The sequence below is a fragment of the Bradyrhizobium sp. 2S1 genome, assembly GCF_011516625.5.
In the GTDB taxonomy this organism is placed as follows: domain Bacteria; phylum Pseudomonadota; class Alphaproteobacteria; order Rhizobiales; family Xanthobacteraceae; genus Bradyrhizobium; species Bradyrhizobium septentrionale.
This window is the reverse complement of record NZ_CP147717.1, coordinates 6329403-6345657: the sequence shown is the minus strand read 5'-3', so window position 1 is coordinate 6345657 and position 16255 is coordinate 6329403. Positions and strand designations below refer to the sequence as shown.

The following is a 16255-nucleotide window of genomic DNA, read 5'->3' as shown; positions in this document are numbered from 1 at the left end:
AGGTCGTGACCTGCCACTGCGTAGTTCCTCCAGATGGAGTTAGAGTCCGGCCTGACGAAGGACGGACAGAAGAAGCGAGCAAGGTTTACGGAAGAGCAGATTATCGCGGTGCTGAAGGAGCATGAGGCTGGTGCAAAGACGGCCGACCTGGCTCGCAAGCATGGAATCTCCGAGGCGACGATCTACAATTGGAAGGCCAAATTCGGCGGCATGGAGGTCTCTGAGGCCAAGCCTGCCGGGCCGCCCGCCGCCGCGCTCGGACTGCCAAGCCGATCACTGTCCACACTCTCCGGCACTCGTTTGCGACCCATCTTCTGGAAAGCGGGATCGACATCCGCATCATTCAGGTGTTGCTCGGACATACCGACCTCGGATCGACCGCGCGCTACGCACAAGTTGCGACCAATCTGCTCGCCCGCACAACCAGCCCGTTCGATGGGCTCCCCTGAGTTCACAAACGAAGTGCAACACTTCCTTGAGGAGGTGTTGCGATGGGGCGGAGTTACGAGCAGCTATCCCTGGACGAGCGATGCGAGATTGCCCGGCTTTCGGCCAATGGCAGCTCGGTCCGGCAAATCGCGGCAGCTCTGGATCGCTCGCCATCAACGGTCTCTCGGGAGCTGACCCGCAATCGAGGCGTCCAGGTCGGCTACAAACCCAGCTATGCCCAGCAACAGATGCGAGCACGGCGCTGGACGGGCGTACGCCTCGAACGGGAGCCCGGCCTGCGCCGTGCGGTGTTGGAACGCCTGGGTCGGGGCTGGTCGCCCGAGCAGGTCGCCGGCCGGCTGGCCCGCGAACACGGCCGCAAGGTGATCTCCCACGAGACCATCTACCGCTTCATCGTACGCATACGACGGAGGCCGCCTGATTGACGCATGCGCGCGGGCACGGCGAGGTCTATGATGGCATTGGGTGAAGGGTGAAGGTCAGGCGGCCTGCTGATTGGCTGGCTTGTCGGCCTGGCGCAGGAGCTTCCATTCCCAGGGCAAGAGCTCGTGCAGACGCGATGCGGGATGATCGGCGATACGGGCCAGGACGTCGGCGAGCCAGGCCTTGGGATCGACGTCGTTGAGGCGACAGGTCGTGATCATCGTCAGCATGATGGCGGCACGGTCGGCGCCGCGTTGGCTGCCGGCGAAGGTCCAGTTGCGCCTTCCCAAGGCGATGCCTCTCAATGCGCGCTCAGCGCAATTGTTGGTCAAGCAGATCCTGCCGTCGTCGAGGAAGCGGGCGAAGCCGTCCCAGCGCCTGAGCATGTAGTTAATCGGCTTCAGGACCTCGGAGGAACGCGAGAGGGTTTCGCGCTCGCGGAGCAGCCAGGCATGCATGTCCTCGAGAAGTGACTTACTCTGTTCCTGGCGAGCGGCACGCCGCTCGCCGGCACCGCGGCCGTTGATGGCGCGCTCGATCTCGAACAACGTATCGAGGCGTCTGACAGCCTCCAGCGCGATCGGGGAGACCGGTTTGCCTTTCTTGCCTTCCCGAGCATTTTTCTCGATATCAGCCAGCTCGAAGAAGCCCCGCCGCGCATGGGCCACGCAAAACGCCGGCGTAATCGGCAGCGCCTTCTTCTGCGGGTCGAACAGCGGCTCGAAGCCGCTGTAGCAATCCGCCTGCAAGATGCCGGCGAAGGCGGCCAGATGTCTCTGTGGATGCTCGCCTCGTCGGTCGCTCGAGGCGTAATAGACCGCTGCCGGCGGCGCAGGCCCGGCGAACGGCCGGTCATCCCGCACATAAGTCCAGATCCGCCCGGTCGTGCACTTGCCCTTCGCCAGAATACGGATGGTGGTGTCGTCGCCATGAAGGCGCTCGGCAGCGAGCACGTGGCGTTCGATCAAGTGGAAGAGCGGCATGACGGCGAAGGTCCCGTGGCCGACCTGGTCGGCCAGCGTCGACAACGGCAGGTCGATCCCCTCGGCCTTAAAGCGCGCACTCTGGCGGTTGAGCGGGATATGCATGCCGAACTTGTCGAACAGGATCGTCGCCAGCAATTGTGGGCCGATGAAGCCGCGCGGCGTGGCATGGAACGGCGCGGGCGGCTGGCTGATCTTCTCGCAATCGCGGCAGGTGAACTTCTCGCGTACCGTCTCGATCAGCTTGAAGCGGCGCGGGATCTCCTCCAGCGTCTTGGTCACATCCTCACCGATCTTCGCCAGCCGCGATCCACCGCAGCAGGCGCAGGTCGTTGGAGTCTCAATGACGACGCGCTCGCGTTCGATATCGTCAGGCCATGGCTTGCGCACCGGCCGCTTGCGCATGAAGGGGCGGACGTTCTGCGTCTTCGCCGCTGCGGCCTGTGCGGCAAGCTCATCCTCGCTCGCCGTGGTGACGAGTTCTTCGAGCTCCAACTCCAACTGCTCGAGCAGCCGTGCCGAGCGCTCGGATCGCTGCCCGTGCAGTTCGCGTTTCAGCTTCTCGATGCGCAACTCGAGATGAGCGATCAGCGCCTCGGTATCCGACAGTTTCGCCTGCGCATTCGCGGCTTGCGCCTGCCAGTTGGCGGCCTTCGCCTCGGCTTTCTGTCGCGCCTCACGCTCGGCCTGCAGCGCCGCCAGGGCACTGACAAGGTCCGATGGAAGATCATCCGGCTTCGATATCATGGAGCCATTGAATCAGATCAAGCCGCAGATTCAAACCGTAAAACGACTATCCGACCCGCGTCGGACGCTGGGTTTCTTGAGGGTTGCGCCAATCGATCCCGGACAACAGATAGCTCAACTGCGCCGGAGAGATCGTTACCGATTCACCAGCAACCGATGGCCAGATGAACCTGCCTCTCTCGAGTCTTTTGGTGAACAAGCAGGCGCCCTGGCCATGGTGAGTCGGCCCCGGGGGTTGCACCCGGAGCCGCTCTCCGAACCGTACGTGACGCTCTCACGTCATACGGCTCTCAACAAGTAACGAGGCAGAACTCAACATCGCCCAATGAGCGAACAGCTTCGGCCTGCGGCAGCGGATCAATCTGAGCCAGGTGGAGGCTCTGACTTTTCCATTCTTCAGCCCTTTGTATTTGCGTCGCGCCCAGCGGTTAAGAGATTCGTCGACATATCGATACAGGTTGTGCATTTCTGACCGCCCATATCTGCCGTAGTACTGCCTCCATCCACGAAGGACGGGGTTCAGTTCCAAGGCAATTGCGTCGACTTCCGTCTGCGAGCGAAGCCTGAGGCGGAGCTGCCGGATCGTCATACGCATAGACGTCATCGCCGCCCTGCTGACCGCTGGCGAGAACGTACAGAAGTTTTCTTTCTTCTGATGGTTTCTTGCCCTGCGCGGTCGAAAGGTAAATCCCAGAAAGTCAAATGACTGACTGGCATGGCTACCCGGGCGATTGCTGTCTTTGCAGTAGACGATCTTGGTCTTGTCGGGATGCATTTCGAGTTCGCATTCCTTAAACCTTGCTTGCAGCGCCGCCTTGATGGCTTCCGCTTCAGCCTTGGTTCGGCAATGAACGAGCCCGTCGTCCGCGTATCGACACCACGGCGACTGCGGGAAGTTCCGCGCCATCCATGTATCGAACGCATAATGCAAGAACAAATTGGCAAGGACGGGACTGATCACGCCGCCTTGGGGTGTGCCCCGGTCGCGAGCGGTGATCGCTCCGTCTCTGTCTTGCATCGGCGCTGTTAGCCAGCGTTCGATGTAGAGCAGAGCCCATTCGTCTTGCACATGCTTCCTGACGGCCTTCATAAGCAACTTGTGGCTGATATTGTCGAACAGGCCTTTGATGTCGAACTCCAGCACCCAGTCCATCCTCCAGCACCGTTGCCGGGTGACGCCGACGGCGTCCAGCGCGGATTTTCCGGGCCGGTAGCCGTAGGAATCGGGAAGGAAGATTTCCTCGAGTGCTTGTTCAATCTGCAGCTTGACGACCGTTTGCGCCACGCGATCTGCTACTGTCGGCACACCTAGAATGCGTTGCCCGCCGTTCTTCTTGGGAATGGAGACAGCCCGAACGGCAGGTGGAAAGTAGCTGCCAGAAGACATTCGATTCCAGACCTTGTAAAGGTTGCCCTTCAAGTCCTTCTCAAAAGCTTCGAGCGACACCTTATCCACGCCGGCCGAGCCCGCATTGGCTTTGACCAATCGGTAGGCCTTCATCACTGTCTGCTTGTCGATATCGTACTGCTTACGTCCGGTTACACTCACATGTCCTCCTGCTCATCACAGTTGCATATGGGAGCAACCCACTTGTTTCGGCCCCTTCGCTCCAGTCCCATTACAGCACCTTCATCACTACTACGAGCCGATCCGCCCCAGTGTTGTGCTTCGGTACTCTCGTCTCGCGGTGTGCGCCGCTTGAACTTCTCCCTTGGCATCACAACGACTGGTTCCTGCAGTTCTCTACAAGAGCCTGTATCCAGATCGCGTCCCCTAAACGCCGGTCGCCATCCGCGCAGTAATCCAGGCGCCTCACGGATTGATCTCAGGGATGGCACGCGCCCCTGATTTTGGCGACGCCTTAGTAATTTTCGACGCGTCATCGGAAGATTCGCTTTCGCTCGCCTTCTGGATACTTACCTGCCCCGTACACCCGGGACTTTTGCAACACTTGCTCATGACCGCGCCTTTTAAGCGAAGCCACAGTGTCGTGGTTTTGCATCTGCGCCTGAAACGCCGATGCAGGAGGGCCATCCTCCATCTCTCATAAAGCTGTACGCATTAAATTCGGTTATTCACCTCCTTCATGCTCTGCAGCACACCGTGCCAAATGACCTTCAATAGATCACCGCGTTTGCCCCGGAAGCAGAAAAGACCGCCGCCCATGGCGTCGCGCTTGAGCACTTCCTGCACGCGCAGAGCCAGGCTCGGAAAGCCGCACCGCATGTCGGTATGGCCCGTCGCCAGCCACACCCGCACGCCCATCGGGATCGGGATCATCGGCGCGCCAGGCCCCGAGCAATTCGAACGACCGCCTCGATATCCGCACCGGGGCCGAAGACCACGCGCAGCCCCTGAGGGCTCACGATTTCGATCTGACCTGTCTCGACAGCTTCCGTCGTTGGCGGCGTACTTGCCGCAACTATCGCAGGGACGAATGTCGGGCCGATCGAATCCTCTTCGGCCGGATCATGACAGGTCCAAGCCTTGCGCCAGCTCAGCAGAAGCTGACGTGATATCCCATACCGGCGAGCCGTCGCCGACACCAGTCGTGGCCCCGAGAAGCTCTCCTCTACGATTCTGAGCTTCTCCGCACGCGTCCAGCGTCGCCGCCGACCGGTCTCCACCAAATCCATGCGGCTCAGCACCGCACTGTCCTTATGTACGTCCATAAGGACAGTCAGCTACAGATCGGAAAAACTCGCAAGACGGCCGCCCTCGGACGGATACGCTTCATCTACGCCCAGATCCGACGCACCTCGGACTTCAGCTGGCGGCGTTATCTGCCGCGCGGCAAGAGCAAGCGCGGTTACCGCGGCAAGAAGGGCGGCAGCCCCGCAAGCTTCATCGAAGGCCGTGTTTCCTTGGATCAACGGCCTATCGAGGCCGCCGATCGCAGCACTCCCGGTCATTGGGAAGCCGACCTGATGATGTTCTCCAAATACGGTCAGGCCGTCCTGACTGTGCATGAGCGCACCTCGCGCCTGCTGCTCGGCATCCGCCTCGCCAGCAAGGTTGCGCGCGGGGGCGCCCATCATCTCGTTCGCTTGTTCGCATCCCTGCCACAGGACCTGTGCCAGACCGTCACCTTCGACAATGGCACCGAGTTCGCCTGCCACACGGCGCTGCACCGCCTCGCGATCGAGACCTTCTTCTGCGATCCGCACGCGCCCTGGCAGAAGGGCGGCATCGAGAATGCGATCGGTCGAATGCGGCGCTTCATCCCGCGCAAAACCGACCTCGCAACCCTCCCGACCCGCCGCTTCCATCAGTCCTTCAACGCCTACAACAACACCCCGCGCAAATCTCTTGACTTCCAAACTCCCGCCGAGGCCTTCTCCCAAGTGTTGCACTTCGAGTGTGAATCCACCTCCTGGCCTTCGCCAGGACGACGCGGGGAAGGAGCCGTGGGCTCTCATTCTCCCCGGTGTCAGGCCAGAGAAAGCGGACGATCCAGTACGCCGCGGCCTCGAGGCTCAACGACAGGCGTCTCTGGAATACTGGATCACCCGCCTGCGCGGGTGATGACGCCGTGAAATCGCTGTTTGACAATGTGAATCGGCTGCACCGGGGGTTAACCCTACCGGCAACAATCGCCCCGCTGCGTCGGCGTGTTCACCATGCGGCGCCGCATTTCGCGTTACCTAACAGGCGCGAACGCCACTGCTCGCGTCTTCTTGCGAGGGCATGCACCATGGACGTCAACCGCCGCCATCTGATCGGAGCAACTGCTGCCGGCGCAGCCGGTGCGCTTGCGATGTCGCCGGACGCTGCGCGCGCCGCTGCATCTACCGGCTCGCTCGGCCGCGACGTCACGCAATATGGCGTCCGCCCCGGCAGCCCCGACGACCAGACCCGCAATTTGCAACGCGCGATCGATGATGCGGCGCGCGCGCAGGTGCCGCTGGCTTTCCCGCCCGGCGTCTACCGCACCGGGCTGTTGCGGCTTGCGCCCGGCAGCCAGCTGATCGGCGTGCGCGGCGCCAGCCGCCTGGTGTTCAACGGCGGCGCCTCGCTGCTGGAAGGCGAAGGCGCCGGCGGCATCGTCCTGATGGGCCTCAGCTTCGACGGCGGCAACGTCCCGCTGCCGACACGGCGCGGCCTCGTGCATTGCCTGTCCGGCCGCGACATCCGCATCACCGATTGCCAGTTCATCGGCAGCGGCGGCAACGGCATCTGGTTCGAGCAGATGTCGGGCGACGTCAGCAACAACATCTTCACCGACATCGCGACCACCGCGCTGGTGTCGTTCGACGCGCTCGGCCTGATGGTCTCGCGCAACACCATCAAGGGCACCAACGACAACGGCATCGAGATCCTGCGCACCGCGATCGGCGATGACGGCTCGATCGTCGCCGACAACCGGATCGAGGACATCAAGGCCGGCCCCGGCGGCTCCGGACAGTACGGCAACGCCATCAACGCGTTCCGCGCCGGCAATGTGATCGTGCGCGGCAACCGCATCAAAAACTGCGACTTCTCGGCGGTGCGCGGCAACTCCGCCTCCAACATCCACATCACGGACAACAGCGTCAGCAATGTCCGCGAGGTCGCACTCTACTCGGAGTTCGCGTTCGAGGCCGCTGTCATCGCCAACAACACGGTCGACGGCGCCGCGATCGGTGTCTCCGTGTGCAATTTCAACGAGGGCGGCCGCATCGCGGTGGTCCAGGGCAACATCATCCGCAATCTGTTGCCGAAGCGCCCTGTCGGCACCGACCCGAACGACGGCGCCGGCATCGGCATCTATGTCGAGGCGGACAGCGCCGTCACCGGCAACGTGATCGAGAACGCGCCGACCTTCGGCATCGTCGCCGGCTGGGGCAAATATCTGCGCGACGTCGCGATTTCAGGCAATGTCGTCCGCAACGCCTTTGTCGGCATCGGCGTCTCGGTGGTGCCGGGCGCCGGCACCGCGCTGATCAACAACAACATGATCTCGGAAACCCCGCGCGGCGCGGTGGTCGGGCTCGACCACGCCCGCCCGGTTACCACCGACCTGTCAGTAGGTGGCGCCCAGCAATTTGCGCAGCTCGTGGTCGGCGCGAACGCGGTGCGGCGCTAGAGCGTTTCGAGCGAATTGGCCGACCGTTCGGCTACAGCGCGTTGCGCAGCAAGGGATAGCGCCGCTGGATGGTGTCGAGGTCGAGCACCGGCGGCCGCAGCACCGGCTGCGGCATCTCCAGCGGCGGTGCCGTCAGCCATGGTGGGCGGCTCCTCCAGGACTTCCGTCGCCGTCTCCAGGGCGGCCGCCACCGCATTCATCGCGGCCTCCACCAATGTCGCAGCCTCCGACCGGCGCTCCAGCGCCGGCGAGACGTAGGGCGCCGACGAGATGTAAGGTGGCGGCAATATCGACTTGCCGCGGCCGAGCCAGGACAGATCGATCGGCGAATTTTCGAGCGAGGCCTCGCGCGACAGCAATTCCCGCCAGATCTCGACCGCGGCCCGTGCTTCCCTGATGTTCTCGAGGAAGGCCTGCTCGCTGTGATAGCGGCGCCAGCGTCCGGTTTCGAATAGTTCGGTAAGGTGTTCCAGCCTTTGCTCGGCCAGGTTGCACCAGCGTGCAACGATCTCTTGGCCCCTGGCCACGTCGGTCCGATGTGTCATTCAACTTGCCCGTAGGGAAAGAAACGGACGCAGACGCAACCGAACCGAATCAACTGGACGCGACGCTGATATTCTGTGGAAAAGGTAAATAAAGTCTAACTAAATTCTTAATCGCGAACGGGCGATGAGAGAAGTCCGCTCGACTACGGAGTTTCTCGCGCGAACCCCCGTCAAGTCATCGACTTGCATCGTGGTGATGCGAAGCGCGTCCGGACGAATGATCCACAGCAATCCGTCGCATGCGGTCACCCGCGGCAGCCATCGCGTCGCGACCGCGCTGCGCGCCGTTGCAATTGTTGGCCGCGTAAGGCGAGCCCGTCATGCAGGGGTGCCCCCAAAAGCAAAGACCCGTCCGGGGGGACAACCGGACGGGTCAAAGCCATATGGGCGCTTGGGGTGGATGGGCGCTCGCGCCTGATATAGCCGGGGAGGGATAAACCGCTCCCACACACATAAGTCGTGACAGGATGGCGGACGTTCAAATCCTCGGCGATTTTTTTAACTTTTGGCGACGTGGTTCCATCGCACCATTGCCGGCCTTCGACGCCGAAAATCACTGTGATTTACAGCGGAATCATCGCTGCGATCGACGGCGCGGGTTCATGCAGCGCGCGGCTCACGGAAGTGTTATTGTCTGCGAGGGCTGCGGCGGTTTGTCCACGGGTGCTGCAACGAAGCGCCCTGGTCCAGTCGTCGGCGGTGATGGCAACGTCCCGCCGTCGGCGGTCGTGGCGAGGTCAACCAGGCGCAGAGCGGCCCGACGCCGGCTACGGCGTTTCGACCGCGAGGTTGACGATCTTCTCTTTCTGCAAACGGGCAATCAGCGCGGCGACGCCGCTCTTGTCCATTGCACGGAATTGCAGGCGGAACATGCCGCCCTTACCGTCGACGATCGAGGCCTGGTAATTATCGAGCAGCGTCGAGATGTCGGCGATCCTGGCATCGGGCGCAAAGCGCACCAGGAGCCGCGTCGGCGCCGCCGCGACGCCGGCGCCGAGGTCACGGGTGATCGGTGCCGCCGCACTGGGCGCACTCGGTGCCGGCGCGCTGCGTTCGGCGACATCCAGCGACGCGGTCTGGATCGAAGCCGGCTGGTCGCGCATCAGCACCGCGCCGATCACGCCCGCCTGCAGCAACACCACGACCGCACCAAGGCTGGACGACCAGGCCAGTGTCCGCGGCGACAATTTTGCGAAGAACTCGGAGACCCCGGACGACATCCGCGCCCCCACCGACGACTTGCGCTCCGGCTCGGCATCGATCGCGGCAAACAGCTTCTGCATGGCGCGCGCCGAGGGCGCACCGAGGCTCTCGTTGAGGCCGATGGTCTCGGCATATTCCTCGCGGATGACGGCATACTGCCGTGCCAGCTCCGGATCGGACGCCAACGCGTCCTCGACGCGGCGCGCATCGCGCGCGTTCAGCGTGCCGGCCGCGTGCCAGGGCAGCAGCATCTCGACATCATCAGGTTCTTGACCCAGCATCTTCTTGCTCGCAGCCATCATGGCCAACCTCGCTCGACACCGGCTGCCTTCAGCAACTCGGCAAGTTTCTTGCGCGCATAGAACAAGCGCGTCTTCACGGTATTCTCCGGAATCCCCACGATCTCAGCGACATCTTCCACGGATTTCTCGTGATAGTAGACAAGATCGACGATCTCCCGGTGTTCCGCCGATAGCCCCCTCAGGCATTTGCGCAGCGTATCGCCGGTGTCCTTCTTCTGCACTACCGTTTCCGGATCGTCGGACGTGTCCTCGATCGCGTTCGCGGCCTCATCGTCCAGTTCGGCGTCTTTCCTCCGCCGTAGCGAAGACAAAGCCTTGAACCGGGTAATCGCCAACAGCCAGGTCGAAACGGCGGATCGTCCCTCGAATTTGCCCGCCTGACGCCACACGTCCAGAAAGACCTCGCTGATGAGGTCCTCCGCCACCTGTTCGTCCCGCACGAGCCGAAGCCCGAAGCGGTACACCCTGACATGATGCCGTCCGTACAGCACCTGCATGGCGAGCCGGTCGCCTTGAGCAATCCGAGCGATCAGAACCTCGTCTGAAGCCGCCTGTGTCGCGCTCAATGGCCGTCTCGCAAAGTTGGTCTGAGGGGGATGGTGCGTGGTTCGACGCGAGAGGCAAGATTCTTCACAATACGGCAATGTCCAGACCGCATGTGTGATCTATGACACAGTCGACGATCACAATAAGGAAAAATCGCCCGAGACTCAGGAAGCGGTATCATAATACTTAGCACTCTCGCGGACGCCCACCGTCCGGCGCGACCATATCGAGGCTTTGCCCGCAAGCCAGCGCCCTCGCGACGTCAGCACCGGCACCGGCCCTTCGCAGGATCGCTCGCAGCCAGCCTCGGGACACGGATTCCCCTTACGAAACAAGGGTGATGCCCGCATTTCACCGGAGCAGATTCGGTTCCCAAAGATACCAAACCTAAAGGCTTTCCCACTTAGATTTTTGCCGGATTTCACCAACGGCGAGACCATGGGCAGCGCTGCGTCGTCACTTCCCGGCCCGATCACGGGCGCATCGGAAAGCGGCCGTCCCAGGCTGACGGTCGACCGCCTCGCGCGCCGCGCCCGGCAGCGCCGCCAGATCCAATCGATGATCGCCGCCTGCTTCGTGCTCGATGCCGTGGTGCTGCTGATCTACGCGCATGCCGGCACCACATCGGTTTTGGTCGCGACCAGTTACGCCTTGACCGGCCTCTCGCTGGTCGCCGTCTATGTGCTGCTGTCGGAGCGCGGCTTCCACGAGCGCTTCAGCGACCACTATCTGGTCGCGCCGCAATCGGCGATCAACATGGTGAACCTGCTGGTATTCACCTACATCGCGCCGGAAGTCGGCGTGCTGTTCCTCTGCAACCTGTTCGTGGTGTTCGGCTTCGGCGCGCTGCGCACCTCGGCACGGCAGACCGCGATCGTCTGGACCATCATGGTGCTGGGCCTCGCTGCACTCTTTCTCGGAACCGACAAGGCGATCGGGATGCCGACCGGCACGCGGATCGACCGCCTCGCCACCATGCTGGTGTTCGCGCTGACGATCGGGCGCTGCATGTATCTCGGCATCTTCTCCAGCTCGATGCAGCAATCGCTGTATCAGAGCGGACTGAAGCTAAAGGAGGCCTACCGGCGCATCGAGGAGCTCGCCGAGCTTGACGAACTGACCGGCACCTCCAATCGCCGCAGCATCATGCGTACGCTCGAAGAGGAGATCGCGCGCTGCGCCCGCAACGGCAGCTCCTGCGCGGTCGCGCTGATCGACCTCGACCATTTCAAGCGGATCAACGACGTCTACGGCCATCCGATCGGCGACGAGGCGCTGCGCACCTTCGCCATCGGCATGTTCGCCAATCTCCGCAGCATCGATCGCTTCGGCCGTTACGGCGGCGAGGAATTCCTGCTCGTGCTGCCCGACCTGTCGCAGGATCAGGCGATGCGCGCGCTCGAACGGCTGCGCAAGATCATCGCCGATCTCGACTGGAGCGCGTTCTCGCCGGGCATGCAGGTGACGATCTCCGCCGGCGTCACGACGCTGAAGCCGCGCGAAAACTCCGACACATTACTCGCCCGCGCCGATGGCGCGCTTTACGCAGCCAAGGCCCGGGGACGCAACCGCATCGGCAGCGCCTGAACCCTTTCATTTCCCTATTCGGCGCCGGAGAAGCCGTCGCCACCGCTCCAGGACAGAGTCATGAGTTCGAAGCCCGCGACCGCCCCCGAAAGTCTGCTCGATGAGCTGCAGACAACCCTCGCCCACGGCACCGTCGCCCGCCGTGTCGAGACGCTGCGTCGCGTCACCGACCTCTTCATCAACGGCTCCGTGAACTATTCGGACGAGCAGATCGTGCTGTTCGACGACGTCTTCCAATGCCTGCTCGAGCACATCGAGAACTCGGCCAAGGCGCTGCTCGCCAACCGCCTCGCCCCGATCGACACCGCACCGCCGCAGACCATCCGCACCCTGGCGTTCGACGACCTGATCGAGGTCGCCGGCCCGGTGCTGACGCTGTCGCCGCGGCTTGACGACGACACCCTGATCGAGACCGCGCGCAGCAAGAGCCAGGCGCATCTGCTCGCGATCTCGAACCGCAAGTCGCTGAGCGGCGCCGTCACCGATGTGCTGGTGCTGCGTGGCAATGACGAGGTGATCCAGAGCGCGGTCAACAATCCGGGCGCCGAATTCACCGAGCGCGGCTTCACCCGCCTGGTCAGCCGCGCCGAGGGCGACGACAATCTGTCGACCTGCGTCGGCCTGCGGCCGAACATCCCGCGGCATCTCTATCTCAAGCTGGTCGCCAAGGCCTCGGACGCGGTCAGGCAGCGGCTCGAAGCTGCCATCCCGCAGCAGGCCAAGGAGATTCCGATCGCGGTGAAGGAAGCCACGCGACGCGCGCGCTCGGCGTCGGCAGCCGTGACGCCCGACACCGCGATCGCGCATGCGCTGGTCAAGTCGCTTTACCAGGACGGACGGCTCGACGAATTCCAGCTCGCAGCCTTCGCCGAGGCCGGCAAGTTCGACGAAACCAACGCCTCGCTTGCCGCGCTCGCCAATGTCTCGGTCAGCGTCGCCGAGAACATGATGATCGAAACCCGCGCCGAGGGCGTGATGATCCTGGCCAAGGTCTCGAGCCTGTCATGGTCGACGGTGCGGGCGATCATCAATCTGCGCGACGAAATCTCGGGCGGCGAGCCGACCGACCTGCAGGCCTGCAAGGACACCTATGAGCGGCTGCGGCCATCCACCGCGCAGCAGGTGCTCCGCTTCCATCGCATGCAGCAGTCCGCGCCCGCGGCCTAGGTGGTGTGGACTCTAAGGATTCCCTTTTAGGAGCAAATCAGATTCAAGGCTGCTTTTGGGGAGGCCGCCTTGGGTGTGATGGACCGTTTGGTATTGAGCGACGCGGCGTGGGAGCGGATAGCGCCGCTGATCATAGGGCGCCCCGATCAGAAGGGCTCCACCGGGCGCGACAACCGGATGTTCGTGGAAGGTGTGCTGTGGATCGTGCGTACGGGGTCTCCCTGGCGCGATCTTCCGGAGGTGTTTGGGGACTGGAACAGCGTGTTCCGGCGCTTCAGTCGATGGAGCATCAAGGGTGTTTGGTGGCGGATCTTCGAGGCGATGTCCGATGATCCGGACTTCGAATATCTGATCGTCGATTCCACCATCGTTCGGGCGCATCAGCACGCCGCCGGCGCCAAAAAGGGGGGTCTGAAGATCAAGCGGAAGATCAAGCGATCGGCCGCTCGCGCGGCGGCCTGAGCACCAAGATACATATGGCCGTTCGAGGCTTGGGATGTCCGGTGCGGTTCACGCTCACCGCAGGTCAGAAGGGCGATGCACCGCAAGCCGCCGCATTGATCGAAGGCTTATCCGCCGAGGTCGTCATGGCCGATACGGCCTATGACGCCGATCACTTGCGCCAAGCCATCGCCGCCAAAGGCGCGCTCGCCGTGATCCCCAACAACCCGTCACGCGCGCTCAAATATCCACTCGACAAGCATTTCTATGCCCAGCGTCATCTCGTCGAATGCTGCTTCTCAAAGCTCAAGCAGTTCCGCCGCGTCGCAACCCGCTTCGAAAAAACGGCCCGGAACTACCGGGCCGTCGTCACTCTCGCAGCCATCGTTCTATGGATGCGCTAGTGTCCACACCACCTAGAGCCCTTGCCGTTCCGATTGAATCGGAACGGGAGCTCTAGACTCTAGCCCGTCCTATTCGTGAGAGTGCGTTTTTTTAGTCCGATTGATGTGGCCGCACATCTGCTCTGACGAGGCGCGCGGGATTGCCTTCGGCTTTTCACCGCCTGACGACCGGTACTTTGCAACGCGCTTGAGGTGTAGGTTGGGCGAACGGGGGGCGGACGCCCCGCCGGTCAAGGACCGAGCGGCAGCAGCGCGCCTGGCAAGCCGCGGATCAGGTCGGCTTCGGGACAGGCCGCGGCAAACGCAAGGCGAATGCGGCTCGTGGTCTCGACGACACGGGCAGCGAGTTTCAAGAGACGAAGACGCAGCGTCGCGAACTCGGCTGTGGCCAATTCCCGGGCTTTGGGAATCGCGTCGCGCACGGTCAGCATCAGCCAATAAGCGGCGGTGTGGAGAACGAGGCGGACTTGATTGGCGAGCGCCGAACGGCAGCTGGTGCGATCGGAGGCGAGCTGTGTCTTATGCAGCTTGATCAGATTCTCGGCTTGGCCGCGCGCGCAATACAGGCTGTCGTAGATCCACTCGGCCGAGCCGACATCGAGGCTGGTGACGACGAAACGGATGTCGAGGCCGAGCATCGTCGCCTCAATACGGGCGACGGTACGCCGTTCGCGATCCCAGGACTTGGCCTTGTGGCGCGTCTCGGTATAGCCACGCAGAACCGGCAGGTTCTCGATGGCGCGTCGCGTGCGGATGTCGTCGGCGGCCTCGTCGACTTTTCTGGCGAGCGGCTTGGTGCCGGACAGACCGAAGATGTAGTCGATGCCGTTGGTCTCGCACCACGTCATGGCCTCCGGCCGAGCATAGTGCCCGTCGCCACGGAACGTAATTCGCGTGTTGTGCCACCGCGTCCGGATATGCCGTATCAGGCGGCGCAGATGGGCACGCACCTCGACGCCGCCCGGCGTCTTGCCGGGCCGCAGCACGACCGCCACGGGCCGGCTCTTCTCCGTGTCGTAGACGTGGATCGGCAGGAAGCAGCGTTCGTCATAATGAGCGTTGAACAGCGAGAGCTGCTGATGGCCTGGACGACATCGCAGGTATCATCGATGTCAAGCGTGACGGATGCCGGCTCGCGCGGGTAGCTATCCATCCATGCGTCGACCAAAGTGTAGGTCAGTCGGATCACGTCGCGCAGGCGCGGAGCATTCTCCAGCCGCGACAGCGTCGGTTGGGAACACAGATCGCGACCCGTGTCCGGCAGCCGTCCGCAGGCCAGCTTGAATGCGGGATCGGACCGCAGATGATCGAGGTCGTCGGCGTCCTCGTAGCCGCAGCAGATCGCGAACATGCGCGCGCGGAACATATCGACAAGGCTGTGCACGACCCGCGTCGGATCGCGCCGATCCGGGAACACCCGGGCCAAATTGTCGGCCAAGCCGAGACGCCGCTCGGCCATCGCCAGAAGCATCACGCCCCCGTTCGAGGTCAGCCGACCGCCATCGAAGGCAGCTGTGACTTTCTTGGCGTGAACGGCTGGAAACGAGAAGGGCAGAATCGTATCGTCGGTCATGGCGGGCGTGGCGTTCGCGGTTGAGGTGATGGGGTTGGCTTCGCAATCGAATCCTACGCCGCATCAGCGCTTTACACCACGCTCGCCAGCCTCTCAGGCGCACTCTGACGAATAAGACGGGCTAGTTTTGACGCGTTTTCTTCACGCGAACCGGTACCCGCTTCGCTCGAAAACGCTCTAGTATCGCAGCGCCCGCTGTCCCATCAGGGCGCCGACGCTCGCGACGATCGCGGTCGCCAGCGTGTACCAGGTGGCGACGAACAGCGGCGAGTCATCGGTGCAATGCGACGCATAGATCGTCGCCGCCAGTCCGGCCGAGAGCAGGCCTGCGATTGCGCCGGCGACCGCGGGCCGCGCCGGGGCGCCCTGCCGGAGCCCGTACAGCGCGCCGACCAACAGCGGCAGCGACATCGCCGGGATCGCAGTCATACACGCCATCGAGTTCCTGCCGATCAGCCGCGTCATCATCGGCGTACGCTGCGGCATCATCATCTCGCCGCTGATCGCAGCAACGAGGATGCCGGCCGGAATCAGCAGCCACCAGCCGAAGCCGCGCAGCGAGGCTTCCGGCCGTGACAGATGCAGGCTGACCGCGATCGCCGAGGCGGCGAGCGCCAGCGTGACCGCGAACTTCAGGTCGAAGAACGGATTGCGCATTGCGGTCATCACGTCGGGCCGCACGCCGAGCTCGGCGAAGAAGATCAGGAGCGAGACCGGCGCCGCCGCCAGCAGCGCCAGCATCAGCGCAAGACCGACCGGCCGCGCACGATAGGCATTGTCGGCGGCAAGGGTTCGAATGAGTTGATCCGTATCCATGC

Annotated in this window: 12 protein-coding genes and 6 pseudogenes; 8 read left to right on the top strand and 10 right to left on the bottom strand. The window is 63.1% G+C overall.

Annotated features, from left to right (window positions below; genetic code table 11):
• Positions 1-33: 33 nt before the first annotated feature.
• The 3 pseudogenes from HAP54_RS29855 to HAP54_RS29845 all read left to right on the top strand — a co-directional run.
• Positions 34-231, top strand: a pseudogene (locus HAP54_RS29855) (transposase); the annotation flags it as partial.
• Positions 231-449, top strand: a pseudogene (locus tag HAP54_RS29850) (tyrosine-type recombinase/integrase); the annotation flags it as partial. The pseudogenes HAP54_RS29855 and HAP54_RS29850, both read left to right, overlap by 1 nt.
• A 42-nt stretch (positions 450-491) precedes the next feature.
• Positions 492-872 (top strand): annotated as a pseudogene (locus HAP54_RS29845) (transposase); the annotation flags it as partial.
• Positions 873-929: 57 nt separating this feature from the next.
• On the opposite strand, the gene tnpC reads toward HAP54_RS29845, so the two are convergent.
• The 5 genes from tnpC to tnpA all read right to left on the bottom strand — a co-directional run bounded on the left by tnpC (position 930) and on the right by tnpA (position 5276).
• Positions 930-2603: an IS66 family transposase gene (tnpC, locus tag HAP54_RS29840; RefSeq protein ID WP_166205228.1), complete on the bottom strand. Its 1674-nt coding sequence runs from the start codon at positions 2601-2603 to the stop codon at positions 930-932.
• 46 nt (positions 2604-2649) lie between these two features.
• On the bottom strand, positions 2650-2844 hold the full coding sequence (tnpB, locus tag HAP54_RS29835) for an IS66 family insertion sequence element accessory protein TnpB (protein ID WP_166293650.1): 195 nt from the start codon (positions 2842-2844) through the stop codon (positions 2650-2652).
• 33 nt (positions 2845-2877) lie between these two features.
• The gene (gene ltrA, locus HAP54_RS29830) at positions 2878-4104 is read right to left on the bottom strand and encodes a group II intron reverse transcriptase/maturase (protein WP_166306448.1); all 1227 of its coding nucleotides are present in this window, start codon (positions 4102-4104) and stop codon (positions 2878-2880) included.
• A 561-nt stretch (positions 4105-4665) separates the two neighbouring features.
• Positions 4666-4884, bottom strand: a complete 219-nt coding sequence (tnpB, locus tag HAP54_RS29825; RefSeq protein ID WP_166293648.1) for an IS66 family insertion sequence element accessory protein TnpB — start codon at positions 4882-4884, stop codon at positions 4666-4668.
• The gene (tnpA, locus tag HAP54_RS29820; RefSeq protein ID WP_166204038.1) at positions 4881-5276 is read right to left on the bottom strand and encodes an IS66-like element accessory protein TnpA; all 396 of its coding nucleotides are present in this window, start codon (positions 5274-5276) and stop codon (positions 4881-4883) included. Before tnpA ends, tnpB (HAP54_RS29825) begins: the two co-directional genes overlap by 4 nt.
• Positions 5277-5333: 57 nt before the next feature.
• Here tnpA and HAP54_RS52605 point away from each other — a divergent pair.
• Both HAP54_RS52605 and HAP54_RS29810 read left to right on the top strand, forming a co-directional pair.
• Positions 5334-5975: pseudogene (locus HAP54_RS52605) on the top strand (IS30 family transposase); the annotation flags it as partial.
• A 323-nt stretch (positions 5976-6298) separates the two neighbouring features.
• Positions 6299-7669 (top strand): TIGR03808 family TAT-translocated repetitive protein, encoded by a 1371-nt coding sequence (locus tag HAP54_RS29810; protein ID WP_029082088.1) that lies wholly within the window; start codon positions 6299-6301, stop codon positions 7667-7669.
• Here HAP54_RS29810 and HAP54_RS29805 read toward each other — a convergent pair.
• The 3 genes from HAP54_RS29805 to HAP54_RS29795 all read right to left on the bottom strand — a co-directional run bounded on the left by HAP54_RS29805 (position 7666) and on the right by HAP54_RS29795 (position 10285).
• Complete coding sequence (locus HAP54_RS29805; RefSeq protein WP_312022805.1) at positions 7666-8196, bottom strand: TIGR03809 family protein; 531 nt, start codon at positions 8194-8196, stop codon at positions 7666-7668. The genes HAP54_RS29810 and HAP54_RS29805 overlap by 4 nt on opposite strands.
• A gap of 785 nt (positions 8197-8981) precedes the next feature.
• The gene (locus HAP54_RS29800; protein WP_166293645.1) at positions 8982-9719 is read right to left on the bottom strand and encodes a hypothetical protein; all 738 of its coding nucleotides are present in this window, start codon (positions 9717-9719) and stop codon (positions 8982-8984) included.
• Positions 9716-10285: a sigma-70 family RNA polymerase sigma factor gene (locus HAP54_RS29795; protein WP_029082091.1), complete on the bottom strand. Its 570-nt coding sequence runs from the start codon at positions 10283-10285 to the stop codon at positions 9716-9718. Before HAP54_RS29795 ends, HAP54_RS29800 begins: the two co-directional genes overlap by 4 nt.
• Before the next feature lie 418 nt (positions 10286-10703).
• Between HAP54_RS29795 and HAP54_RS29790 the strand changes: the two genes are divergently transcribed.
• From HAP54_RS29790 to HAP54_RS29780, 3 genes and pseudogenes are all read left to right on the top strand, one after another.
• Positions 10704-11852 (top strand): GGDEF domain-containing protein, encoded by a 1149-nt coding sequence (locus tag HAP54_RS29790; protein ID WP_166293643.1) that lies wholly within the window; start codon positions 10704-10706, stop codon positions 11850-11852.
• A 60-nt stretch (positions 11853-11912) separates the two neighbouring features.
• Positions 11913-13019 carry a DUF2336 domain-containing protein gene (locus tag HAP54_RS29785; protein ID WP_166293641.1) on the top strand — a complete coding sequence of 369 codons (1107 nt, stop codon included), beginning with the start codon at positions 11913-11915 and terminating at the stop codon, positions 13017-13019.
• Positions 13020-13097: 78 nt separating this feature from the next.
• Positions 13098-13864 (top strand): annotated as a pseudogene (locus HAP54_RS29780) (IS5 family transposase).
• Positions 13865-14094: 230 nt separating this feature from the next.
• Here HAP54_RS29780 and HAP54_RS29775 read toward each other — a convergent pair.
• A pseudogene (locus HAP54_RS29775) lies at positions 14095-15437 on the bottom strand (IS1380-like element ISBdi2 family transposase).
• A 177-nt stretch (positions 15438-15614) separates the two neighbouring features.
• Positions 15615-16253 carry an NrsF family protein gene (locus HAP54_RS29770; protein WP_166293639.1) on the bottom strand — a complete coding sequence of 213 codons (639 nt, stop codon included), beginning with the start codon at positions 16251-16253 and terminating at the stop codon, positions 15615-15617.
• Between the last annotated feature and the right edge of the window lie 2 nt (positions 16254-16255).

Bases quoted from the DNA above. Each gene is read 5' to 3' on its own strand.
- tnpC (WP_166205228.1), bottom strand. From the start codon at position 2,603: ATGATATCGAAGCCGGATGATCTTCCATCGGACCTTGTCAGTGCCCTG.
- ltrA (WP_166306448.1), bottom strand. From the start codon at position 4,104: ATGAAGGCCTACCGATTGGTCAAAGCCAATGCGGGCTCGGCCGGCGTG.
- tnpB (WP_166293648.1), bottom strand. From the start codon at position 4,884: ATGATCCCGATCCCGATGGGCGTGCGGGTGTGGCTGGCGACGGGCCAT.
- tnpA (WP_166204038.1), bottom strand. From the start codon at position 5,276: ATGGACGTACATAAGGACAGTGCGGTGCTGAGCCGCATGGATTTGGTG.
- HAP54_RS29810 (WP_029082088.1), top strand. From the start codon at position 6,299: ATGGACGTCAACCGCCGCCATCTGATCGGAGCAACTGCTGCCGGCGCA.
- HAP54_RS29800 (WP_166293645.1), bottom strand. From the start codon at position 9,719: ATGATGGCTGCGAGCAAGAAGATGCTGGGTCAAGAACCTGATGATGTC.
- HAP54_RS29790 (WP_166293643.1), top strand. From the start codon at position 10,704: ATGGGCAGCGCTGCGTCGTCACTTCCCGGCCCGATCACGGGCGCATCG.
- HAP54_RS29785 (WP_166293641.1), top strand. From the start codon at position 11,913: ATGAGTTCGAAGCCCGCGACCGCCCCCGAAAGTCTGCTCGATGAGCTG.
- HAP54_RS29770 (WP_166293639.1), bottom strand. From the start codon at position 16,253: ATGGATACGGATCAACTCATTCGAACCCTTGCCGCCGACAATGCCTAT.